Annotated in this window: 20 protein-coding genes and 1 pseudogene; 9 read left to right on the top strand and 12 right to left on the bottom strand. The window is 54.2% G+C overall.

Features of this window, described 5'->3' with window-relative positions; all coding sequences use genetic code 11:
* Positions 1-63: 63 nt before the first annotated feature.
* Positions 64-897 carry a helix-turn-helix domain-containing protein gene (locus ACRCWW_RS02620; protein WP_438681006.1) on the top strand — a complete coding sequence of 278 codons (834 nt, stop codon included), beginning with the start codon at positions 64-66 and terminating at the stop codon, positions 895-897.
* A gap of 100 nt (positions 898-997) precedes the next feature.
* On the opposite strand, the gene ACRCWW_RS02615 is transcribed toward ACRCWW_RS02620, so the two are convergent.
* From ACRCWW_RS02615 to cysJ, 4 genes are all read right to left on the bottom strand, one after another.
* Positions 998-1150 carry a Hok/Gef family protein gene (locus tag ACRCWW_RS02615; protein WP_438681005.1) on the bottom strand — a complete coding sequence of 51 codons (153 nt, stop codon included), beginning with the start codon at positions 1148-1150 and terminating at the stop codon, positions 998-1000.
* Positions 1151-1417: 267 nt separating this feature from the next.
* Positions 1418-2152, bottom strand: a complete 735-nt coding sequence (gene cysH, locus ACRCWW_RS02610) for a phosphoadenosine phosphosulfate reductase (protein WP_438681004.1) — start codon at positions 2150-2152, stop codon at positions 1418-1420.
* Positions 2153-2262: 110 nt separating this feature from the next.
* Positions 2263-3975 (bottom strand): assimilatory sulfite reductase (NADPH) hemoprotein subunit, encoded by a 1713-nt coding sequence (cysI, locus tag ACRCWW_RS02605; protein WP_438681003.1) that lies wholly within the window; start codon positions 3973-3975, stop codon positions 2263-2265.
* Positions 3975-5780, bottom strand: a complete 1806-nt coding sequence (cysJ, locus tag ACRCWW_RS02600) for an NADPH-dependent assimilatory sulfite reductase flavoprotein subunit (RefSeq protein WP_438681002.1) — start codon at positions 5778-5780, stop codon at positions 3975-3977. Before cysJ ends, cysI begins: the two co-directional genes overlap by 1 nt.
* 304 nt (positions 5781-6084) lie before the next feature.
* Between cysJ and queD the strand changes: the two genes are divergently transcribed.
* The 4 genes from queD (at position 6085) to ACRCWW_RS02580 (ending at position 8657) form a co-directional block, all read left to right on the top strand.
* A complete protein-coding gene (queD, locus tag ACRCWW_RS02595) occupies positions 6085-6450 on the top strand; it encodes a 6-carboxytetrahydropterin synthase QueD (protein ID WP_438681001.1) in 366 nt (121 codons plus the stop codon).
* 80 nt (positions 6451-6530) lie between these two features.
* Positions 6531-7799: an FAD-dependent oxidoreductase gene (locus tag ACRCWW_RS02590; protein ID WP_438681000.1), complete on the top strand. Its 1269-nt coding sequence runs from the start codon at positions 6531-6533 to the stop codon at positions 7797-7799.
* Positions 7790-8062, top strand: coding sequence for a ferredoxin family protein (locus ACRCWW_RS02585; protein ID WP_438680999.1), 273 nt, complete (start codon positions 7790-7792; stop codon positions 8060-8062). The genes ACRCWW_RS02590 and ACRCWW_RS02585 overlap by 10 nt, the downstream gene beginning before the upstream one ends.
* A gap of 19 nt (positions 8063-8081) precedes the next feature.
* Positions 8082-8657, top strand: coding sequence for a glycerol-3-phosphate responsive antiterminator (locus tag ACRCWW_RS02580; protein WP_438680998.1), 576 nt, complete (start codon positions 8082-8084; stop codon positions 8655-8657).
* A gap of 42 nt (positions 8658-8699) precedes the next feature.
* Here ACRCWW_RS02580 and ACRCWW_RS02575 read toward each other — a convergent pair whose 3' ends face one another.
* The 5 genes and pseudogenes from ACRCWW_RS02575 to ACRCWW_RS02555 form a co-directional block, all read right to left on the bottom strand.
* On the bottom strand, positions 8700-9545 hold the full coding sequence (locus ACRCWW_RS02575; RefSeq protein WP_438680997.1) for an electron transfer flavoprotein subunit alpha/FixB family protein: 846 nt from the start codon (positions 9543-9545) through the stop codon (positions 8700-8702).
* On the bottom strand, positions 9542-10324 hold the full coding sequence (locus ACRCWW_RS02570; RefSeq protein WP_438680996.1) for an electron transfer flavoprotein subunit beta/FixA family protein: 783 nt from the start codon (positions 10322-10324) through the stop codon (positions 9542-9544). Before ACRCWW_RS02570 ends, ACRCWW_RS02575 begins: the two co-directional genes overlap by 4 nt.
* Positions 10302-11666: pseudogene (locus tag ACRCWW_RS02565) on the bottom strand (MFS transporter); the annotation flags it as partial. The pseudogene ACRCWW_RS02565 and the gene ACRCWW_RS02570, both read right to left, overlap by 23 nt.
* 45 nt (positions 11667-11711) lie before the next feature.
* Positions 11712-13166 carry an FAD-binding oxidoreductase gene (locus ACRCWW_RS02560; protein ID WP_438680995.1) on the bottom strand — a complete coding sequence of 485 codons (1455 nt, stop codon included), beginning with the start codon at positions 13164-13166 and terminating at the stop codon, positions 11712-11714.
* An 80-nt stretch (positions 13167-13246) separates the two neighbouring features.
* On the bottom strand, positions 13247-14032 hold the full coding sequence (locus ACRCWW_RS02555) for an SDR family oxidoreductase (protein ID WP_438680994.1): 786 nt from the start codon (positions 14030-14032) through the stop codon (positions 13247-13249).
* Positions 14033-14368: 336 nt separating this feature from the next.
* On the opposite strand from ACRCWW_RS02555, the gene ACRCWW_RS02550 reads away from it, so the two are divergent.
* Both ACRCWW_RS02550 and ACRCWW_RS02545 read left to right on the top strand, forming a co-directional pair.
* A complete protein-coding gene (locus ACRCWW_RS02550; RefSeq protein WP_438680993.1) occupies positions 14369-15667 on the top strand; it encodes an MFS transporter in 1299 nt (432 codons plus the stop codon).
* Positions 15668-15693: 26 nt separating this feature from the next.
* Positions 15694-17172, top strand: a complete 1479-nt coding sequence (locus tag ACRCWW_RS02545; protein WP_438680992.1) for an FGGY-family carbohydrate kinase — start codon at positions 15694-15696, stop codon at positions 17170-17172.
* Positions 17173-17293: 121 nt separating this feature from the next.
* Here ACRCWW_RS02545 and queE read toward each other — a convergent pair whose 3' ends face one another.
* Complete coding sequence (gene queE / locus ACRCWW_RS02540; RefSeq protein WP_438680991.1) at positions 17294-17965, bottom strand: 7-carboxy-7-deazaguanine synthase QueE; 672 nt, start codon at positions 17963-17965, stop codon at positions 17294-17296.
* 195 nt (positions 17966-18160) lie between these two features.
* Between queE and ACRCWW_RS02535 the strand changes: the two genes are divergently transcribed.
* Entirely contained in the window at positions 18161-19270 is a 1110-nt protein-coding gene (locus ACRCWW_RS02535) for an SDR family oxidoreductase (protein ID WP_438680990.1), read from the top strand.
* Positions 19271-19304: 34 nt separating this feature from the next.
* On the opposite strand, the gene ACRCWW_RS02530 is transcribed toward ACRCWW_RS02535, so the two are convergent.
* Positions 19305-19994: an N-acetylmannosamine-6-phosphate 2-epimerase gene (locus tag ACRCWW_RS02530; RefSeq protein ID WP_438680989.1), complete on the bottom strand. Its 690-nt coding sequence runs from the start codon at positions 19992-19994 to the stop codon at positions 19305-19307.
* Positions 19994-21550 carry a PTS transporter subunit EIIC gene (locus ACRCWW_RS02525; RefSeq protein WP_438680988.1) on the bottom strand — a complete coding sequence of 519 codons (1557 nt, stop codon included), beginning with the start codon at positions 21548-21550 and terminating at the stop codon, positions 19994-19996. The genes ACRCWW_RS02530 and ACRCWW_RS02525 overlap by 1 nt, the downstream gene beginning before the upstream one ends.
* Positions 21551-21716: 166 nt before the next feature.
* Between ACRCWW_RS02525 and ACRCWW_RS02520 the strand changes: the two genes are divergently transcribed.
* Positions 21717-22541 carry a MurR/RpiR family transcriptional regulator gene (locus ACRCWW_RS02520; protein ID WP_438680987.1) on the top strand — a complete coding sequence of 275 codons (825 nt, stop codon included), beginning with the start codon at positions 21717-21719 and terminating at the stop codon, positions 22539-22541.
* Positions 22542-22694 lie beyond the last annotated feature (153 nt).

Genomic DNA, 22694 nt, shown 5'->3' with positions numbered 1-22694 from the left:
GTATCAGGGCCAGCTGGCCGTTCCCGCTGGCCCTGATCAAGCCTCAAAGGTGACTTTTTGCCCATGAATAAATCAACGTTTCAGGATCACTTTATTTCCGAGCATCAAAATATCATCATTACGTCCAGAACCCCGCAGCACTACTCGCCAAAACCCAACTTTAATTTCAGTAAAATCACCTTTATTACCAATGGCATTGGCCTGCACATTATTAACGACAAGCCCTACACCATTTACCCCAGAATGCTGTTTTTTACCCAGGCCAACGATCTGCAACTCTACGAACATACGCAAAATCTGAGTACGCTCAATATCTACTATCAGCCATCCGAACATTTCCATTTGATAAAAGGATTTGAGGCGCTAATCCCTAAACAATTTGCCTCATTTCATATTCACCGCTTTTTAGATCGAAACAGTGCCAGCCTGATTCAGGCATCGCTGGATAAATTAATCGCCAGCCAGGATAAAGGCTATATCGAACAGGAAAGCCTGTTTTTAAGGCTATTAGTCGATATCCGCTATTGCAGCTATTTTTATGATAAAAACAACACCAACGAGAGAAGGACGCTACGGTTAATCCGCTGGCTACATACGCACTATCAGGAGCAGGTCAACTGGGGAGAGGTGGCGGCACAATTTTCTATTACGGTGAGAACCATGCATCGCTACCTTGATAAAGATATCGGGCTGTCGCCTCAGCGCTATTTAAACAAATTGCGTCTGTTTAACGCACTGTATCAGCTGCTTTATACCAACAAAGCCATTACCTCTGTTGCACAGGACTGTGGCTTTGACGATCACTCCTGGTTTGCGACCTGTTTTCGCAAAGAGTTCGGGGTCCCGCCCCGGAATGTCAAAGTGCAGGGCTCAGCGTATGGTCAGTTGAAGAAGTGAATCACGTTGAGTCAGTCATTTCAGCAAAGAAGGTTTAGTGAATGGGTGCAGGAGAACCGACTGTCACACTCCGGTACGCGGGGTTGCCCCCGCGTTTTAGCTACTTCTTCGATTCGTAAGCGAGAACAGCTTTAAACTCCATACCACGCTCTCTGATACTTAACTCGCATAGCGAGTTGCGCACCATTAACGTGAATCCCAGCACTGTGAGACACAGTACGACGATCGCCACAAGGGCGTATTTTGTCAGCATGCCTTGCCTCCCTGCAAAGAAGAGACTAACATCCGAATTGCTAGGTTCGGTATGTAGGCCTCAGGTTGATAAAAATATCTCCTGGGGCTTTCATCTATCTGGAACCTCGCAAATGCTCAACGCCAGCTAGCCTCAAGCACCCGCCGTCATACTAACGCTGAATTCCCTGCTCTTGCTGCACCTAAATACGGATACTGGAAAGCGGCTCGCAAGATAAAAAAACGCCCCACACTTTTCAGCATGAGGCGTTCGCTATTTCTGAGAATCTTACCCTTCGTGCAACCCGCATTCGCGTTTTAACCCAAAGAAACGGGTTTCTTCTTCTGCCATGCCAGGTTCCCATTTGCGCGTGGTGTGCGTATCGCCCACGGACAAATAGCCCTGATCCCACAGCGGATGGTATTTCAGGCCATGCTTTTGCAGATACTGGTACACCGTGCGATTGTCCCAGTCGATGATCGGCAGTACTTTGAAGACTTCACGCTGAACAGCCAGCACCGGAAGCGTGGCGCGGCTGCCGGATTGCTCGCGGCGCAGGCCAGCAAACCAGGTTTGCGCGTTCAGCTCTTTCAGCGCCCGGTTCATCGGTTCGACTTTGTTGATGTCATTGTATTTCTCAATGCCTTCAACGCCCTGCTCCCACAGCTTACCGTAACGCGCTTCCTGCCACGCCGGGCTCTGTTCTGCACGATAAATCTTCAGGTTCAGATTCAGCTTGTCGGTCAGCTCATCGATAAACTGATAGGTCTCCGGGAACAAATAGCCTGTATCAGTGAGAATCACGGGAATACCCGGGCTGACCTGATTAACCAGATGCAGACTCACCGCCGCCTGAATACCGAAGCTTGAAGAGAGCACATACTCGCCGGGCAGGTTTTCCAGCGCCCAGGCGACGCGCTCTTCAGCGCTAAGCTTTTCCAGTTGAGCGTTGGTTTCCGCCAGTTGCAGCACGCGGTCGACTTTCGGCAGTTCGTTTAAGGCGTTCAGACTGAGTGATGACATAGTGACCTCACGTAGATTGCCCCTCACCCTAGCCCTCTCCTCAAAGGGGAGAGGGCATGATTTGCTCCCTCTCCCTTTAAAGGAGAGGGTCGGGGTGAGGGTAAAAAATGTTATTCCCAGAAATCGCGAGCGGGATCGAGCACAGGCCGCACAATCCCGGCACGCACGGTGAAATCGCCGAAGCCTTCATTGGCTTCACGTTCTTTCGCCCAGCGGCCCACCAGCTCGTCCACAGAATCCAGAATCTCAGATTCGGTGATGTTCTCGCGGTACATCCGCGGAATACGCGTGCCCATGCGGTTGCCGCCCAGATGCAGGTTGTAGCGACCCGGCGCTTTACCTACCAGCCCTAACTCTGCCAGCAGTGCACGGCCACAGCCGTTCGGGCAGCCCGTCACACGCAGAACAATGTGTTCCTCGCCCACGCCGTGACGTTCCATGACCGCTTCCACTTTATCGATAAAGGAAGGCAGGAAACGCTCAGCTTCGGCCATCGCCAGCGGACAGGTTGGGAATGCCACGCAGGCCATTGAGTTTTCACGCTGCGGCTTCACGGCGTTCATTAACCCATGCTCTTGCGCGAGTTTCTCAATCTTCGCCTTCTGGCTTTCCGGCACGCCTGCGATAATCAGGTTCTGGTTCGCAGTCAGGCGGAAATCACCTTTGTGGATCTTCGCTATCTCCAGCAGACCGGTTTTAAGCGGGCGGCCCGGATAATCCAGAATACGGCCGTTCTCGATGAACAGCGTCAGGTGCCATTTGCTGTCGATGCCTTTCACCCAGCCGATGCGATCGCCGCGTCCGGTAAATTCATACGGACGAATCGGGGCGAAGGTCATCCCTGCGCGACGTTCAACTTCAGCCTTAAACACGTCTACGCCGACGCGTTCCAGGGTGTATTTGGTTTTGGCATTTTTACGGTCGGTACGGTTACCCCAGTCACGCTGGGTGGTGACCACCGCTTCCGCCACGGCAAGCGTGTGCTCCAGCGGCAGGAAACCAAATTCGCTCGCGGTGCGGGCGTAGGTTTTCTTATTACCGTGATCGATAGATAAACCGCCGCCCACCAGCAGGTTGAAGCCCACCAGTTTGCCGTTCTCGGCGACCGCGACAAAGTTCATGTCGTTGGCGTGCAGATCCACGTCGTTCTGCGGCGGGATCACGACCGTCGTTTTAAACTTACGCGGCAAATAGGTTTCGCCCAGGATCGGCTCTTCGTCGGTTGTTGCCACTTTTTGCTGATCGTGCCAGATCTCTGCATAAGCGCGGGTACGCGGCAGCAAATGCTCAGAGAGCTTTTTCGCCCATTCGTACGCTTCGGCGTGCAGCTCAGACTCCACCGGGTTCGAGGTGCAAAGCACGTTGCGGTTCACGTCATTGGCGGTGGCCAGCGCGTCCAGGCCGACTTCATTCAGCATCTGGTGCGCGGGTTTGACGTTCTTTTTCAGTATGCCGTGAAACTGGAACGTCTGACGGTTAGTCAGGCGAATGCTGCCGTAGATCGTGTTGTTCTCAGCAAATTTGTCGATCGCCTGCCACTGTCTGGTGGTGATGATCCCGCCCGGCAGACGGCAGCGCAGCATCATGGCATGACGCGGCTCCAGCTTTTGTTCTGCACGCTCTGCGCGAATATCGCGGTCATCCTGCTGATACATACCGTGGAAACGGATCAGCAGGAAGTTATCGCCGTTGAAGCCGCCCGTCAGGCCGTCATGCAAATCTTCCGCGATAGTCCCGCGAAGATAGTTGCTCTCTTTTTTCAGACGTTCGGTGTCTGACAGCTTGCCTTCGACCACTAAAGGGCCTGGGTGTTTTTCGCTCATTAGTAGACATCTCGCTGATAACGGCGCTCTACGCGCAGCTCACTTAAATAATCGTCTGCCGCTTCGGCGTCCATTGCACCAAATTCAGCAATCACTTCAAGCATTGCCTGCTCGACGTCTTTCGCCATGCGATTAGCGTCGCCGCAGACATAAATGTGGGCACCGTCATTGATCCAGCGCCACAGCTCTGCGCCCTGTTCGCGCAGTTTGTCTTGTACGTAGATTTTTTCTTTTTGATCTCTGGACCAGGCCAGAGAGATGTTGCTCAGCACGCCGTCTTTGACCAGACGCTGCCATTCCACCTGATAGAGGAAATCGTCGGTGAAGTGCGGGTTGCCGAAGAACAGCCAGTTTTTGCCCTCCGCACCGTCTGCGGCACGCTGCTGCATGAACGCACGAAACGGCGCAATCCCGGTACCCGGGCCAATCATGATGACCGGCGTTTGCGGGTTCGCTGGCAGACGGAAGTTATCGTTATGCTCGATGAACACGCGCACTTCGCCGTCTTCTTCCACGCGATCGGCGAGGAAGCTGGAAGCGCCGCCGGTACGCGCCCGGCCTTCGATGTCATAACGCACTACGCCAACGGTCACGTGAACTTCGGTTTCCACTTCAGCCTGAGAAGAGGCAATGGAATAAAGACGCGGCGTGAGTGGACGCAGTAAATCCACCAGCGCTTGCGCATCAAGCTGTGCCGGGGAGAAACGCACCATATCCACGATCGGCGTCGTTGCGGCGTAGTGCTGCAATTTCGTCTTATCGCCCACCAGCGGCAACAATGATTCGCTGCGGGTCAGCGTGGCGTAATTTTCCACGATGTTGCCGGTGTTGACCGTCAATTCGAGATGCCACTCCAGCGCTTCACTCAGCGGCATTTCTTTACCGTGGACAGTGACGGTTTCGGTGCCTTTCAGCCACAGCAGCTCAGCCAGTTCCTGAACCAGAGCTGCGTCGTTCTGATACCAGACGCCCAATGCATCGCCCGGCTGATAGCGCAAACCTGAATCAGCCAGATCGATTTCGATGTGACGCACGTCTTTTTCGGAATCACGTCCGGTGATTTTTTGATTCACAGAAAGCGTCGCGGTCAGCGGCGCTTCTTTGGTGTACGGGCTGGAGTGAACTTCATTCACCACGCCTGTGGCCGTCAATGCAGCCTGAGCGGGAGTCTCTTTTGGCGCACGGGCTTTCAGCACGTCAACGATGCGTTCGCGCCATTCTGCCGCCGCCGCCTGATATTCAACGTCAGTATCTACGCGATCCAGCAAGCGTTCGGCGCCCAGTTCAGCCAGTTTGCTGTCGAAGTCTTTACCGGACTGGCAGAAGAATTCATAGGACGTATCGCCCAGACCAAACACCGCAAATGCGGTGCCGTTGAGTTTCGGCGCTTTTTTCGAGAACAGGAATTTATGCAACGCAACGGCTTCTTCCGGCGGCTCACCTTCGCCCTGAGTCGACGTCACCACCACCAGCAGTTTTTCCTGAGCGATTTGCTTGAATTTATAGTCGCCCGCATTCACCAGGTTGACGTTTAGTTTGGCCGCCAGCAAATCATCACGAAGCTGTTCTGCCACGCGGCGAGCATTGCCGGTTTGTGAAGCGGAAATCAGCGTGATGGCCGGAGCTTCAACCGCCGCAGGCGTTGCCGCCACGGTTGCGCCGGGCTGCTGATTGAGCATGCCCCAGAAATAGCCGGAGACCCACGCAAGCTGCGTCGGTGAAAGATCGGTCGTGGCCGCCTGCAGGCGTGCCAGTTGCTCCGGGTTTAACGGTAGCAAAGCGGAAGGTGGGGCCTGTGTCGTCATGCGTTGTTATGTTCCAGTAGCAGAGCCAATTTTTATCGTAATAACTCAAGTAACAGTAAGGTTAACGGCAGGAATAATAACAATTAAAGAAGGGATGGAAATATTAAATAACCAAATGGACTAACCTGTTTTAGTCATCAGTTTTATCGGCAAAACTGGTTAACTATCTCTATGATATTTCTCTTTTTTTCAGGGAGTCATGCCGTCTCACCGCGGAGCTCGTTTTAATGGCGGTTTTAGTTAATGCGAAAAAACGCCCTTTGCGGTAAGATTCGCCGGTTTTTTCCGCATTTTTCGAGAGTTCATGATGTCCACCACCCTGTTTAAAGATTTTATGTTTGAAGCTGCTCACCACCTGCCGCACGTGCCGGAAGGCCATAAGTGCGGTCGCCTGCACGGACACTCCTTTATGGTGCGTCTGGAAATTACCGGCGAGGTTGACCCGCATACAGGCTGGATCATGGACTTCGCTGAGCTGAAGGCCGCGTTTAAACCGACTTACGATCGTCTGGATCACTACTATCTGAATGACATCCCTGGTCTTGAAAACCCAACCAGCGAAGTGCTGGCGAAGTGGATTTGGAATGAAATCAAACCGCTGGTGCCGTTGCTTAGCGCGGTGATGATCAAAGAAACCTGCACCGCTGGCTGCATTTATCGCGGCGAGTGATTGTTGCCTTTGCGGCAGCGGTCAAACACCCTCTAAACCCGTCATGGTAGGGTGTGCGCTCTGAGGAAAAGGAGCGCAAGGTGGCGGACGATTTCGACGTTATTATTATCGGCGCAGGGATAGCAGGTTCCACCTGCGCCCTGCTTTGTGCCCGCGCCGGGTTGTCGGTTCTGCTGCTGGAACGCAGCGAACAGCCTGGCAGCAAAAATCTCTCCGGCGGCAGACTGTATGGTTACGCCCTCGCCGACATCCTTCCTGATTTTCAGCAACACGCCCCGCTTGAGCGCGCTATCGCTCGCGAAAACTTCACGCTGCTGACTGCCGATGGCGGCACAACCCTTGGCGGGCAGAACCCGGTCAGCCCGTCCTGGAGCATACTTCGCGCCCGTTTCGATCCGTGGCTTGCGGCTCAGGCTGAAGCGGCAGGCGCGCAGCTTTTGTGCGGCGTGACGGCAGAATCGCTTTATCGTGAAAATGGGCGGGTTGCGGGCGTCATTTGTGAAGACGACATCCTCAAATCCAACGTTGTGGTCGTGGCCGAAGGCGCTAACAGCCTGCTTGCCGAGCAACACGGGTTAGTTGCGCGTCCTGAGTTAAACAGCATGGCGCTGGGCATTAAAGAAACGTTGTCGCTGGAAAGCGGCCGAATCCATGAACGTTTCCACCTGGAAGCCAATCAGGGCGCGGCCTGGCTGTTCAGCGGGCAAATTTGCGGCACAAAACCCGCTGGCGCATTTCTGTATACCAATAAACAAACCCTGTCTCTGGGCGTGGTCGCCCCGCTCACCTCTTTGCGTAATGGCCCGGGTGAAGCCTCTGCTCTGCTGGCGAAACTGAAAAATCACCCGGCGATTCGGCCTTTGGTACGCGACACGGAAACGCTGGAATACGGCGCACATCTGGTACCCGAAGGTGGCCTGAACAGTCTGCCGCTGCAACGAGCCGGGGAAGGCTGGATGCTGCTCGGCGATACGCTCCGCACCTGCATCAATACCGGGCTGACTGTTCGAGGCATGGACATGGCGATCCTGAATGCCAAAGCCGCCGCCGGGGCGCTTATTTCGCACTTTCAGTCGCCGGGAAAACCCCTGCATCAGCGCTACGATCAGCATCTGACTCGCAGTGCGCTCTGGCAGCAGCTCAAGCGCTATCAGCACGTTCCTGACCTGCTCCAGCGCGAAAGCTGGTACCGCCAGTGGCCCACGTTCACTCAGGCTGTGTTGCAGGAAATGACGAGGGCAGAAGCCGATGCTAACCCGGCGTTGAGGCAAACGCTGCTGCGTCAAAGCCGTCGTTTCGGCCCACTACGGTTAGGGGCTGATATTGTGAGGAGCCTGAAGTGTCTGTAAACGAAAGTCTTACAAGAAATTGTTATCACCCCGCAAACACTTCTCATATCGCCGTGCGTGAATCGTTGAGTGACGAACAGTGTGCGTTGCTGGAAAAAATCTGCCCCGCCGGGTTGTTTAAGCGTGATGCCGATGGCAGGGTAAATGTGCATTTTCAGGGCTGCCTTGAGTGCGGCTGCTGCCGGCTGATTGCCGGGCAAGACTCGCTGAGCGACTGGCAATACCCCTCTTCTGGCGCGGGGATCACCCTGCGTTTTGGTTAACCACTGTAAGGATGTCTGTGTGCCTTTACTTCACCTGCTGAGACAAAACCCGGTGATCGCCGCGGTCAAAGATAATGCCAGCCTGCAGCTGGCGATTGAGTCCGATTGCCAGTTTATTTCGGTGCTGTACGGCAATATCTGCACCATTACCGGGATTGTGCAGAAGATCAAACTGGCGGGGAAATTCTGCTTCATCCACGTCGATTTACTGGAAGGTGCCTCCAATAAAGAGGTGGTGATTCAGTTTTTGAAGCTGGTGACCCAGGCAGACGGGATAATCAGCACCAAGCCGAACATGCTGAAAGCCGCCAGGGCTGAGGGGTATTTCTGCATCCATCGGTTGTTTATCGTCGACTCCATCTCCTTCCACAACATCGATAAACAGGTCGCGCAATCCAACGCTGACTGCATTGAAATCTTACCGGGCTGTATGCCGAAAGTGCTGAACTGGGTGACAGAGAAAGTCCGCCAGCCGCTGATTGCAGGCGGTCTGGTGTGCGATGAAGAAGATGCCCGCAATGCGATTGCAGCAGGCGTAGCTGCGTTGTCGACGACCAATATCGACGTGTGGAAACTGGCTAAAAAGCTGAATTAACCTCGCCCGGCGGCGCTGCGCTTGCACGGGCCTACAACAGCGTCAAGCTTGCCCGACACACTGCACAAGCGCCGTCAGCACTTCCTCGGCATCTCCCACAATACCTACATCCGCTGCGGCAAAAACTGGCGCGGCGGGATCGTGATTAATGGCAACAATCAGCCGACTTTGCTGCACGCCCGCCATAAACGCGGATGCGCCGGACGCCCCGGCGATCAAGCACACTTCCGGGGCAATACTCTGCCCGGAAATGCCGATCATTCGCTGTTCATCGCAGCCGCCCGCCATCACCCGCTGCCGCGTAAAACCCTGCTCTACGCCAAGCGCCGTAGCCAGTTGTTGAAAAGCATCGCCTGCTGCGCCCTGCCCGGTCGCCAGCACCCATTTCGCCGTTTGCAGCGGATGCTGTGATTTAGTGAGGATCTGCGGCGCGGGCAATTCTCTGGGCTGAGAAACTGTCTCGAGAGGGCTCTCTTCGGGTTGCAACGAAAGAGTGCCATCTTGCTGCGGTAACTGACGAGAGAGCGACAAACAAAGAGGAAAACGCTGCACCTCAAGCGCGGCCAACAGGCCATTTCCGTACACGGCTTTGGTCACCGTCTTTTGCGCCACATCATAAGCCAGCGCCTGGCATACCGCACTTCCCTTAAGCCGCCAGGCCAGCCGCGTGGCAAGCTCGTCGCCTTTCATCGTCGAAGGGAACAGAAGGATGTCCACTGGGGAGGCCCTGTATTCCGCCTCCAGCGCCGCCAGCATGGCTTCACTTGATGCGTTGTTATTCGGTACTCGCCAGCAGGTAATCTGGGAATCTGTCAACGAATTATCCGCAATGAATGCGGCGAACGTGGATTGTTCTTCGGCGCTGAGCAGAACAAGCGCAATCTTCATGACTGCCTCCTTGCGGCGAGATAGTCACGCCATAAACGTCGGGCGGCGTCCTGTGGCGTTTGCTCTCTGATAAGCATGCCTTCACGGTGCTGGATGCTGCGCGTTAAGGCCTTGCAGTGAAACTCTTCAGGCAACGAAGGCTCACAGTTTAGTTGCCTGATATCTGCTTTTGCTGCGGCCATTTTCGCTCTCATCCCCGGCACTCTCAGCGCCAGCTGCCCGCGATTTTGAACCATCAGCACCGCCGGGTTATTCACCTGCCACAGACTGCGCTGCTCTGTGTCTTCGCACTCTACTGCAAACCCTTGCGCTGTCTGGCTGAGTCCTGTCACCTGCGACAGACACGGCCAGCCCAGCATTTCTGCCAGCAGCCAGCCTGTCTGACCGTTTTGCCCTTCGCTGCTTTGCGTGCCCAGCAGCACTAAACGCGCCTCTGTTTTCCGGGCGTGATTAGCCAGTTGCTCTGCGACGAAAGCGGCGGAAAACCGGAGATCTCGCTCAGCCTGTATCAAAGTGAGATCTTCGAACCCGAGTGCCGCAAGTAGCCGTAGTGCGGGAAGTGCACGAGTATCGCCCAGCGTAACCGCATTCAGCGTTAAATCCGGGTCGATTTCACGCGCCTGAAGCATCAGCTCTGCCGCGCCTTGCTCATCATTGCCCATCGCCACTCGCATTAAAGCTGAGTCGGGGCCTGTGACCCCTTGCGTTGCCGCCTGCCAGTCGGCTTCCGCCAGCATCGCCAGATCCGGTTCGGCTTTAAACGCCAACAGAATGTTCATTGATCTTTCCCTGTGGCTTTGGCGGTAAATCTGCCGCCTCCACCAGCGACAAGTTTTTGGTTTCCGGTGCCCAGAGCAGCGAAACAATCAGCCCAATAATCAGCACCGCCACCAGCATCAAAAGAGTGCTTCTCATGCCCCAGACTGTAAGCGCAACCGGCAAAAGGCCCGTACCAATGGCCGCACCAAGACGGCTCATGGAGGTAGCAAACCCAACGCCGAGCGAGCGAATATCTGTCGGGAAACTTTCGGCAGGCAGAATGCCCACCAGATTGCTCGCGGCTGAGATAGCCATGCTGAACAACACGAACAGCAGCAGGATCAGCGCGCTGTTGCTGGCCGGCGTATACGCCAGCACCGTCAGCACGATGGCTAACAGCAGAAAACTGCCAATCAAAAACTGGCGGCGAGTCAGCCACCACGTCAACACCAGGCCAAGCAGCGCGCCAACAATAAGCAGGCTGTTGAGGATAAGGCTCGCGGTCATCGCGTCTTCAAGACCGATAGTCAAAGCGATAGTGGGCAGCCAGGTATAAATCACGAACCACGGCACCACCAGGCAGATAAAGAACAGGCTGTTAAATGCGGTTCTCCGCCAGTAACGGGCTGAAAATAGCGTACTAAAATGGCGCGTTGTCACCCCGGAAATCTCATCCCCAGGTAAGACATTCGCCCCCAGAAAACGTCTCACCACGGCATGGGCTTCGGTTATTCGCCCCTGACGCATCAGCCAGCGTGGCGATTCGGGCGTGCCCATTCGCAGCAGCGTGATGGCCAACGCCGGCAGCGCCGCAGAAGCCAGCAGCCAACGCCAGGCTTCCGGATCGCTGTTAATCCAGTGATGCCCGGCCACGCTCGCCAGCACATAGCCAAACGTCCAGACCACGCTGAACGCGCCGAGCAGCATGCCGCGATAGCGTTTTGGAGAGAACTCGGCCAGCAGCGTATGCCCGACGGAGTAATCGCCGCCAAGGCCAAAGCCTATCAGCACGCGCAGGAAAATAAGTTGTTCTGGTGAGGTCACAAAGAACTGCAAAAAAGAGGCCAGCGTGATCAGCAGAAAGCTGAACGTGAAGATACGCTGGCGACCAATATGGTCAGAAATCCAACCGAGTATCAGGCTGCCGAGAAACAGGCCAAACAGCGCCGAGCCGCCAATCAACCCTTCCAGTAACGGGGTCAACTGCATTTGCGACTGAAGCGGGATAATCGCGTAGCCGATGACGCCAAGCACGTAGCCATCAGTCAGATGCGCGCCAAAGGTCAGCCCGGCAATACGCCAGTGAAATCGGGTTAGCGGCAGATCGTCCATGCGAACAGGTGACGCGCTCATGGCTCCCCCTTAAAAATGAGAACGGCTTCCCGCGAAGAGAAGCCGTGAGGGTGATTATTTTTCAATCGGGTAGATCGTTCCTGGGTTCATGATGCCATTCGGGTCGAACTGCTTTTTCAGCCCTTCCAGGAGTGCCCAGGCGCTGCCGTGCTCGGCTTTCGCCCAGTGCACACGGTGCTTGCCAATACCGTGGTGGTGCACCATGGAGCCACCCAGACGAATGGTCTCTTCGCAGATGATTTTGTTCAGCGGATTGTGGTACTTGTCGATTTCCTCTTCCGGCTTGCAGTCCACCACGTTGTAGTCATAGACGAAGTACATGTTGGTGCCGTTGATGTAGCTATGGGACGAGTGTCCGCCAAGCATGGTGATGTCGTCTGCGTGCGGGAACTCCGTGCGAATACGGTGGATCACACGTTCGTAGATTTCGTTGATGCTGCTCCAGTCGCCGGACACTTCTGTGGTGAAGCCCATGTTGCCGGTTTTGAGGATTTGTACGCGTTCCGCTGCCACTTTTTCAGGGCCCCAGTTGAGATGATTGAACCAGTTTTCAATCAGCTTACTGTCAACGCGAGTGCACTGTGGGTAGCGAGCCACGATCTCGGCAATGCCTTCGCCGGTCGCACGCGCCATACGCGGATTCCCTTCAGCCATGAAGATCAGCACGCATTTGCCATCAGCAAAATGGGTGAAGTGCTGCGTGCCATCTTCGGCGTCATACAAGCGAGCAATCGACGGACGATAACCTTCAACCATCACTTCGCGCAGGATCTCAAACCCGGTCTTCATCTCATCAAGAATGTAGCCGTAGAAGAGATTGTTTTCTGGGGTGTATTTGAAGATTTTCACCGTGACTTCAGTGATGTAGCACAGTGCGCCTTCGTTACCGATAATGATGTGGCGAATGTCCGGCCCGGCCGCACGGCGCGGTACGTTCTTAATACGGGTGATGGTGCCGTCCGGCAGCACAGCCTCCAGGCCAACCACCATATCTTCAATCGCGCCGTACAGCGTGGAGAACTGCCCAATGCTGCGAGTGGCAACCAGGCCGCCCATCTGCGCTAACGGTTTTGACTGCGGCGAGTGCCCGGTGGTGTACCCTTTGGCGCGCAGCGCGTTTTCAAGAACCTCCAGCGGCACGCCGCACTGCGCGGTGGCTTGCATATTTTCGATGTCGATATCGATAATCTTGTTCATCCCGGAACCATCAAGCACCAGCGTGTCTTTGACGACCGTTTCTAACCCGCCTTCCGTAGCGGATGCACCCGTTCTCGGAACCGCAGCTATTTTGTGCTCGTTCATAAATGCCAGCACTTGCGAAACTTGCCCGGTTGAACCGAGTTTCACCACCGCTGCCGGCAAGGGTAAGGTATAAACACCGTGAATGTCAGCGTACTTCCTGAAACGGTCATAGCTGTTTTTCTTCAGAACAGTTTCATCGGTGACCACACGGGCGGGGCCAACAATTTCTTTGACCTGTTCAACAATGGCTTCGCGGGATAAAGACATAACGCTTCCTTTTTCAAGTAAGTATAGAAAATTGCAGGAACCACCTGTTCAACTAACAATATCAATAAGACTACTCTGCATTAGCGGACCAAATATCCACCATCGACGACCAATAAATGACCATTTACGTAATCAGAGGCTCGGCTGGAAAGAAATACCATTGCGCCCATTAAATCCTGAGTATCTCCCCAGCGATTGGCTGGAATATGATCTAACACCCGTTGGTTTGTTTCCGGATTACTGCGAGTCGCTAAAGTGATATCGGTTGCATAATAACCAGGCGCAATACCATTGACCTGAATATTGTACTGACCCAACTCATCGCAATAGGCTTTAGTAAAACCTGCTAACGCATGTTTCGTGGCAGAATAAGCCGGTGACCATTGCCCACCTAAATAAGAAAATAACGAACAGATATTGATAATTTTTCCGTGCTTTTGCGGGATCATCATTTTTGCGGCTTCATGACTTAATTCAAAAGCGGCAGTCAGGTTAACGTCAATCATTGGATCCCAGTCGGCACGACCAAAATCCAGCACCTTATTCAGCTTACAAATCCCGGCGTTGTTGACCAGAATGTCGACGCCACCAAAGCGTTCGCAGCACGTGGCGATGATGTCGCGGGGTGCGCCTTTGGTGGTGATGTCGACCTGCATGAACTCAACCTGAACGCCCTGCTGCTCAATCAGCTCACGGGTTTCGCCGTTGTCCTTGATGAAGCTTGGGATAAACAAGTTAGCCCCTGCTTTCGCCAGCGCCATGGCAAAAGCCTGGCCCAGCCCGCTGTTGCCTCCGGTGACAATGGCGGTTTTACCTTTGAGCGAGAAGAAATCCATGGAAAATGCGTTTAAAGATTCAACAGACATAATGGGCTCCAAAATCCTTTAGGCAAAAAAAAAGAAAGGCAACTTCCCCCGGTTTGAGGGAAGTCACCTTTCTCATATTCTCTGGTAACTGGGGATATTTTTTAGCACAGGCTGACACCCGGCTAATGTGATGAATATCACAGACAAGAATTTACCTTCAGCAGAAAAGAGTAATCCTCAGAAGCGTGATAATTCTCACACCTAAAAAAGCATGACCATGTTATTTCTGGTGGCAATTACTAGAGACCAAGAGAAAAGTAATCCGCCTTCCAAAGGGTGGTTTACCTTTCTCTTTTTTTTGTCTGTCATACAGACTAAATAACGCGAGATAACAAGATGCAACACTCACCCTGGCGACGTTGGATTACCCTCGCTATTATAAGCTTTAGCGGGGGCGTTAGTTTTGACCTGGCCTATTTACGCTATATTTACCAAATCCCGATGGCAAAATTTATGGGATTCAGCAATACCGAAATTGGGTTAATCATGAGCACTTTCGGTATTACCGCTATTATTCTTTATGCGCCCAGTGGGATTATTGCGGATAAATTCTCCCACCGTAAAATGATCACCTCCGCCATGATAATCACCGGTTTACTGGGCTTTGTGATGGCAACGTATCCCCCACTTTGGGTAATGCTATCCATTCAGGTGGCTTTTGCTATTACCACGATCCTGATGCTCTGGTCGGTCTCCATTAAAGCCGCCTCGCTGCTCGGCGATCACAGCGAACAGGGCAAGATCATGGGCTGGATGGAAGGCCTGCGCGGTGTCGGTGTGATGTCACTGGCGGTCTTCACCATGTGGGCATTCTCTCGTTTCGCACCGGACGACCCTGACAGCCTGAAGACCGTTATCCTGATTTACAGCGTGGTCTATATTCTGCTGGGTCTTCTGTGCTGGTTTTTCGTCAGCGACGGGGTTAGCCAGGAGTCGGCGCCTGGTGCTGAGAAGAAGAAAACCTTCCAGCTTTCAGACATCCTTTCCGTCTTACGCATCAGCACGACCTGGTACTGCAGCCTGATCATCTTCGGCGTGTATACCATCTACGCGATCCTGAGCTACTCCACCAACTACCTGACTGAAATGTACGGCATGTCGCTGGTTGCGGCGAGCTACATGGGGATTGTCATCAACAAGATTTTCCGCGCGATGTGTGGCCCATTAGGCGGGCTTATCACCACCTACAGCCGGGTTAAATCCCCGACTCGGGTTATCCAGATCCTCTCGGTTATCAGCGCCCTGACGTTGGTTGCCTTGCTCATGACCAACAGTAATCCCCAATCCGTTGTCATCGGCATTGGCCTGATCCTGCTGCTGGGCTTTACGTGCTATGCCTCACGAGGCCTCTATTTTGCCTGCCCGGGTGAAGCCAAAACGCCGACGTTCATTATGGGCACCACCGTTGGGATCTGCTCCGTCATCGGCTTTCTGCCGGACGTGTTTGTCTACCCTGTGGTCGGCCACTGGCAGGACACCCTGCCTGCCGAAGAGGCGTATCGAAATATGTGGTTGATGGGGCTGAGCGCCGTCTGCATGGTGATTGTGTTCACCTTCCTGCTAGCCCGAAAAATTCGCGCCACGCAGCGCACCGAAAACGAGGCGCCACTGACTAGCGAAGCGGTTAGCGAGTGACGCTGTTAATTTAAAGGAGAATGAGCATGGCTAAGAAGTACATCATTGGCATTGATGGCGGAAGTCAGAGTACCAAAGTGGTGATGTATGACCTGGAAGGCAATGTGGTGTGCGAAGGCAAAGGCTTGCTGCAGCCGATGTACACGCCAGATGCCGACACGGTTGAGCATCCCGATGACGATCTCTGGACCTCGCTCTGCTCGGCAGGCAAGGATTTGATGCGCCAGTTCACTGGCAACAAAGCGGATATCGTGGGCATTGGTCTCGGTTCGATTCGCTGCTGCCGTGCGTTGTTAAAAGCAGATGGAACGCCAGCCGCACAGTTGATCAGCTGGCAGGATTCCCGCGTGACCCGCCCTTACGAACATACCAACCCGGATGTGGCGTATGTGACGTCTTTCTCAGGCTATCTGGCACATCGACTGACCGGCGAGCGCAAAGACAACGTTGCCAACTATTTTGGGCAATGGCCGGTGGATTACAAAACCTGGAACTGGAGTGAAGATGCGGAAGTCTTCACGAAATTTAATATCCCCCGCGAAATGCTGTTTGATGTGCAGATGCCGGGCACGGTGCTGGGCCATATCACCGCACAGGCCTCGCAACTTACTGGTTTCCCTCAGGGCCTGCCTGTGGTTTGTAGCACCAGCGATAAAGCGGTTGAAGCACTCGGTGCGGGCTTGCTGGACGATGAGACGGCGGTCATTTCGCTCGGGACTTACATTGCGCTGATGATGAACGGCAAAGCGCTGCCGAAAGACCCGCAATCCTACTGGCCTATCATGTCTTCGGTGCCGGAAACGCTGCTTTATGAAGGCTATGGCATTCGCAAAGGGATGTGGACTGTCAGCTGGCTGCGCGACATGCTCGGCGAATCGTTAATTCAGGATGCGAAGGCGCAGGACCTTTCCCCGGAAGATTTGCTGAACCAAAAGGCCGCCCAGGTGCCACCGGGCTGCGACGGACTGATGACCGTGCTCGACTGGCTCACCAACCCCTGGGAACCGTACAAACGCGGGATCATGATTGGCTTCAACGCCACGATGGACTATGCGTGGATTTACCGCTCGATTCTTGAAAGCATCGCCCTGACGCTGAAGAACAACTTCGACAACATGACCGAAGAGATGCAGCACACAGCGAAGCAAATCATCATCACCGGCGGCGGCTCTAATAGCGACCTGTTTATGCAGATTTTTGCCGATGTCTTTAATCTTCCCGCAAGACGCAATGTGATTAACGGCTGCGCCAGCCTGGGTGCGGCAATTAACACAGCCGTCGGGCTTGGCCTCTACTCTTCCTATCAGCAAGCCGTTGACAACATGGTACGGGTGAAAGACGAGTTTGTGCCCGTCGCAGCCCATGCGGCGCGCTATGAGGCCATGAACAAAGGGATCTTCAAAGAGCTGACGAAGCACACCGACCCGATCCTGAAAAAATCGTACCAGGTGTTCCATGGGGATTTAGATAACGTGGACGCAATTCAGAGTTGGTCGAATGCCTGATTGTTTACCTGGGGCAGAGTGCCCGGTGGCGGCTACGCCTTACCGGGCCTACAAAAAACAATGAAGTGTAGGCCGGGTAAGCGCCTGCGCCACCCGGCATTTTTCCACCGAACTTTTTGTATCAGGCAATATTCAGATACTTATGCGTCTGCATCGACAAACGCCAGTTACGGGCGATACAGGTTTCAATGCACAGACGGGTGGCATCTTCTTTCTGGCTGATGGGCTGCAGGGCGATGACTCGCTGTTTGTCATCGCTCAAGGTGTCGAGCAATTCGTCCAGCGCTTCGATGTCACGCACACGACCAACAGGGTGTTTGATCTCATCGGCGCGATGCAGTGCCTGAGACAACACTTCGTAACCGCCACGCATGTTCACCTTCGGCGACACGGTAACCCAGGTGCTGTGAGAGCAACGGACTTCATGCGTACCGCTGGTTTCAATCTGGCAGCTGTAACCGTTCTGCTCAAGCAGCGTGGTGAGCGGTGTTAAATCGTGGATGCACGGTTCGCCACCGGTGATCACCACATGGCGCGCCGTCCAGCCCTGGCGGGTAATGGCAGTCAGCAGGTCTTCTGCTGTCGCTCCGCCCCATTTGTCGCTCTCTTTGGTCTTCGCCAGAATGCTGAACAGAGACACTTCCCGATCCTCGAGCATATCCCAGGTGTGTTTGGTATCGCACCACGCGCACCCTACCGGGCATCCCTGCAGTCGAATAAAGATGGCAGGCACGCCAGTGAAGTAACCCTCGCCTTGCAGGGTCTGGAACATTTCGTTAATCGGGTACTGCATAGTCATCTCTGATAAGGGGGTAAACCGTAATTATCGCAGATTTAGCCCATCAGGGCGAGACAAGCGGCTGCGCGGCAGATTTCTGAACGGCGGGTAAACAACCCGGTTATTCCTTGCTATCGGCAAATGCCATTTACGCCTCGTTGAAATCCGGCTCACTACAATCGCCAGATTCAACAATGCGAGACTGTTATCGTGAAGACGTTATTGATTACGGGTGTGACGGGGTTTCTTGGCGGGGCGGTATTTGAAAAAGTGCTGAATGAGCAAAATGACGTGAAGGTCCTTTTACTCGTCAGAGCCTCCGACCGGCAAGCGGCCATCGAGCGCGTTAAGGACAACATGCGGAAATTCAGCGTCAGTGAAACGGCACTGGCGCGGCTCAGCGAAGAGCATATTCTGTTGGGCGATCTGGCGACGCCAGAGAGCTTCCTTGACGATCCACGCCTCGACGGCGTCACGCACGTGCTGAACTCTGCCGCTATTGCGTCGTTTGGTAACAATCCGCTTATCTGGAAAGTGAACGTAGAAGGTACGCTCAAATTTGCTCGCCGTATGGCGCAGGTTAAGGGCTTACAGCGCTTTCTGCATGTGGGCACCGCGATGTCCTGTGCGCCTGATCCAGACTCACTGGTTGCGGAAAGCAGCGAGTTTCACGATCGCGCCGAGCATCTTGTCGACTATACGCACTCGAAATCCACCATCGAGCGCCTGATGCGTGAGCAGTGCCCAACATTGCCTTTAGTGATTGCGCGACCGTCGATTGTGGTGGGCCACACTCGTTTTGGTTGCCGTCCTTCCAGCAGTATTTTCTGGGTATTCAGCATGGCGTTGATGCTGCAAAAATTCATGTGCTCGCTTGACGACAGAATTGACGTTATCCCGGTCGACTACTGCGCGGACGCATTGCTGATGTTGATCTCCGGCAATCTCGCGCGTGGCGAAGTGGTGCATATTTCGGCGGGTGAAGAACACAGCGTTCGCTTTGCGGATATCGATTTCGCGATGGCTGCCGCACTTGAGAAAGCGCCAGTGAGCGACAAATATGCCCAGGTCAGTTACGAAACGCTGGTGAAAATGCGCCGTGAACTGAAAGGGATCTTTGGGCCGTGCAACGAACGCCTGATGCTGAAAGCGATGCGTCTGTATGGCGCGTTCGCGATGCTCAACGTGCGCTTCAGTAACGACAAGCTGTTGCGTCTTGGGATGCCAAAACCGCCGCGTTTCACCGACTATATTGACCGCTGCGTGCAGACTACGCGCGAACTGACCATCCCCGAACAGATGGCTGTTGATTTCAAATAAGCAGAAAAAACCCGCCGAGGCGGGTTTTCTTCACTCAGGATTTAATCGCCGCCGCAAACCGCGCCGTAATTTGTTGAGGACGGGTAATCGCCCCGCCAACAACCACAGTATGCGCCCCAAGCGACAGGCAACGAGCCGCCAGTTCTGGCGTTTCAACATTTCCTTCTGCCACGACAGGCACCGTCACTGCAGCCAACACTTCGCGCAGGAAGGCGCAGTCATTCTCCGGCAACGTGTGGCCTGCTGTTTCTGCCGTGTAACCGTAAAGCGTGGTGCCCACGCAATCAAATCCGAGTGCTTGCGCAGTGACAGCTTCTTCCACCGTTGAGATGTCTGCCATCAGCAGCAATGACGGATAACGGGCCCTTATTTGCGCCACTAAATCTGCCAGTGTTTGCCCGTCAGGACGTGGGCGAGCGGTGGCATCAAGCGCAATGATTTCCGGCCCGACGCCCATCAGCTCATCCACTTCTTTCAGCGTGGCGGTGATAAACACGTTGCTGTCAGGATAATCGCGCTTGATGATGCCAATCACCGGCAGCGACACCTGCTGCCTGATGGCGGCAATATCGACCACGCTGTTCGCACGAATGCCCTCAGCCCCCCCTTCTTCTGCTGCGACAGCCATTCGGGACATGATAAACGGGCTGTGCAGCGGTTCATGTTCCAGCGCCTGACAAGAGACAATCAGTTTTCCTTTGAGGGTATCCAGTACAGTTTTCATTACGATAAAATCTCTTCTACTTCGTTTTTAATGATCGTGACATGTGGGCCATAGATGACCTGCACTCCGTTGCCGCGCAGGATAACGCCTCGTGCGCCTGTGGCTTTCAATGCTTCCTGATTAACCTTTCCACCGTCTTTAACCGTCACGCGCAAGCGTGTCGCGCAGCAGTCCACTTCCTCCAGATTGTCACGCCCGCCCAGCCCGGCAATCACTGCCGCCGCACGTTCACTTTGCGGAAGTGCACTTTCGACGATGTTTTCTTTTTCACGGCCAGGCGTCAGAAAATCGAAGCGATTAATCAGGAAGCGGAACGTGAAGTAGTACAGGAAGAACCAGGGCACGCCGACCAGCGGCACATACATCCAGTGGGTTTTGGCTTCGCCCTGCAACACGCCGAAGAGGATGAAATCGATAAATCCGCCGGAGAAGGTCTGACCGATGGTGATGTGCAGAATGTGGGCAAGCATAAACGCCAGCCCGTCGAAGAAGGCGTGAATGACGTACAGAACAGGCGCAACAAACAGGAAGGAGAACTCAATCGGCTCGGTGATGCCGGTCAGGAAAGAAGTCAGCGCTGCGGATAACAACAGGCCCGCCACGCGCTTTTTGTTCTCCGGCTTCGCCGTGTGATACATCGCCAGACATACTCCAATCAGGCCAAACATCATGGTGATGAAGCGCCCGGACATAAAGCGGGAAGTGCCAACGTAGAACTGCTGAGTGTTCGGGTCAGCTAACTGGGCGAAGAAAATACGCTGCGTGCCTTCTACCAGCTGCCCGTTAACGATTTCACTGCCGCCAAGTGCGGTCGTCCAGAACGGTAAATAGAAAATATGGTGCAGACCAAAGGGCCCGAGCATGCGCAGGATAAAGCCATACAGCAGCGTGCCGAGATAGCCTGTGGCATCAACCAGCCCGCCCAGGCCAAAAATCAGTTTCTGAAAATGCGGCCACACCACCGTCATGATGGCACCGACCAGTATCGCTGCCAGCGAACTGATAATCGGCACAAAGCGCGAGCCGCCGAAGAAGCCGAGGAACTGCGGCAGCGCAATTTTATTAAAGCGATGATGCAGAGCGCAGGTCACCAGGCCAATCACCACCCCGCCAAACACACCCGTTTCGAGCGTCTGAATGCCCAGCGTCATGCCCTGCCCGACCGCGCCGGGATTCTCATGAGCCAGTGTGCCATTGAGGATGAGCAAGGCGTTGATCGTGGCATTCATCACCAGAAACGCCAGCAGGGCCGCCAGCCCGGCGGTACCTTTGTCGGTTTTTGCCAGGCCAACCGCGACACCCACAGCAAACAACACAGAGAGGTTGGCGAAAACAATGGAGCCAGCGCTGCTCATGATGGTGAATATCGCCTGTAACCAGCCGACATCCAGGAAGGGGTAAGCCGTTAAGGTATTCGGATTGGATAACGCGCCGCCAATCCCCAGCAGCAACCCTGCCGCAGGTAATACCGCAATCGGCAGCATGAACGATTTACCGAACCGCTGCGCCTTTTCAAACCATGCCCCTGAGGAGGCGCCACTGAACATTTGATTCATTTTTTCATTCCCCTGTCGTTGTAATGAAAATTTTTACCATATAAATTATTTAAAGTGAAAATTATCACCGAAAACCAGGAAGCCGATCATACTTTTTTAAAATGACTGGCATCGATCCCCTGCTTTCCGCCACACTAGTCACAGAGAAACGCATTAAGGATCCTGCATGTCAGAAAATGAAAATCTGCTGTTGAGGCTGCGCCAGGGAGTTTCCGGCTACAGCCCGACACAGCAAAAGCTGGGGGAGTTTGTGCTGGGCGATCCGGCCAGGGTGTTGTATCTGACCATCACCGAACTGGCGCGTGAAAGCGACACCAGCGAGGCCAGCGTCACCCGCCTGTGTCGCACGCTGGGTTGTAAAGGCTATAACGAATTTAAAATGGCGCTGGCGCTGGATATTCAGCAGGGACAACCGGCTCAGCGGAGCGGGGATGACATTGATAACGTAGTCAATGAATCCGTTCAGGCGTTGCAGGACACAGCGAAGCTGCTGGACAGAGCGTTGCTGGAGAAAGCCGCGCAGGCGCTGCATCAGGCAGATGCAGTCCAAATCTACGGCGTGGCGGCCAGCGCGATCCTTGGCGAGTATTTGCATTACAAGCTGCTGCGTCTTGGGAAACCAGCACAGCTTTTTAGCGATATGCATCGAGCGGCGATGAATGCGACGACGCTGACGAAAAACACCCTGGTGGTTGCGATTTCCAGTTCCGGCTCCACTCGCGACTTACTGCATGTGGTGAAACTGGCCCGTAAACGCGGTGTGCAGGTGCTGTCGTTAAGCAACACTCCACGCAGCCCGCTGGCTTCGCTTAGCGATATTCAACTGGTCGCCGCCAAACCCGAAGGGCCGCTAAGTGCGGGAGCGTTGAATGCCAAAGTTGGCGTGATGCTGTTGGTTGAACTGCTCACCACGTCGCTTATCGGTCTTGATGAGCATTACAGTGAGGTCAATCAGCAAACGGCTAGTGCTACGTTGCCGCTGTTGCTCTGATTTGCGGTTGTGCAGGCATAAAAAAACCCGCCGAAGCGTAACACCGTTCACTTAAGATGCTTTGAGTGAACGGGATACTGGGTTTTTGAGATACGAACGGTCCTTTCTTTGGGCCGTTTTCTTTTCTCAGGCAGGATAAATTGTTTCACGTTT

The organism is Scandinavium sp. (genome assembly GCF_051650185.1).
Lineage (GTDB): Bacteria > Pseudomonadota > Gammaproteobacteria > Enterobacterales > Enterobacteriaceae > Scandinavium.
Note: the sequence above shows the minus strand (reverse complement) of the source record. Positions and strands in the feature narration are given on the sequence as shown.

Coding starts and splice junctions, on each gene's coding strand:
- ACRCWW_RS02550 (WP_438680993.1), top strand. CDS start 14,369: ATGCAACACTCACCCTGGCGACGTTGGATTACCCTCGCTATTATAAGC.
- ACRCWW_RS02560 (WP_438680995.1), bottom strand. CDS start 13,166: ATGTCTTTATCCCGCGAAGCCATTGTTGAACAGGTCAAAGAAATTGTT.
- cysJ (WP_438681002.1), bottom strand. CDS start 5,780: ATGACGACACAGGCCCCACCTTCCGCTTTGCTACCGTTAAACCCGGAG.
- cysI (WP_438681003.1), bottom strand. CDS start 3,975: ATGAGCGAAAAACACCCAGGCCCTTTAGTGGTCGAAGGCAAGCTGTCA.
- queD (WP_438681001.1), top strand. CDS start 6,085: ATGATGTCCACCACCCTGTTTAAAGATTTTATGTTTGAAGCTGCTCAC.
- queE (WP_438680991.1), bottom strand. CDS start 17,965: ATGCAGTACCCGATTAACGAAATGTTCCAGACCCTGCAAGGCGAGGGT.
- cysH (WP_438681004.1), bottom strand. CDS start 2,152: ATGTCATCACTCAGTCTGAACGCCTTAAACGAACTGCCGAAAGTCGAC.
- ACRCWW_RS02520 (WP_438680987.1), top strand. CDS start 21,717: ATGTCAGAAAATGAAAATCTGCTGTTGAGGCTGCGCCAGGGAGTTTCC.
- ACRCWW_RS02530 (WP_438680989.1), bottom strand. CDS start 19,994: ATGAAAACTGTACTGGATACCCTCAAAGGAAAACTGATTGTCTCTTGT.
- ACRCWW_RS02615 (WP_438681005.1), bottom strand. CDS start 1,150: ATGCTGACAAAATACGCCCTTGTGGCGATCGTCGTACTGTGTCTCACA.
- ACRCWW_RS02525 (WP_438680988.1), bottom strand. CDS start 21,550: ATGAATCAAATGTTCAGTGGCGCCTCCTCAGGGGCATGGTTTGAAAAG.
- ACRCWW_RS02555 (WP_438680994.1), bottom strand. CDS start 14,032: ATGTCTGTTGAATCTTTAAACGCATTTTCCATGGATTTCTTCTCGCTC.
- ACRCWW_RS02570 (WP_438680996.1), bottom strand. CDS start 10,324: ATGAACATTCTGTTGGCGTTTAAAGCCGAACCGGATCTGGCGATGCTG.
- ACRCWW_RS02545 (WP_438680992.1), top strand. CDS start 15,694: ATGGCTAAGAAGTACATCATTGGCATTGATGGCGGAAGTCAGAGTACC.
- ACRCWW_RS02620 (WP_438681006.1), top strand. CDS start 64: ATGAATAAATCAACGTTTCAGGATCACTTTATTTCCGAGCATCAAAAT.
- ACRCWW_RS02575 (WP_438680997.1), bottom strand. CDS start 9,545: ATGAAGATTGCGCTTGTTCTGCTCAGCGCCGAAGAACAATCCACGTTC.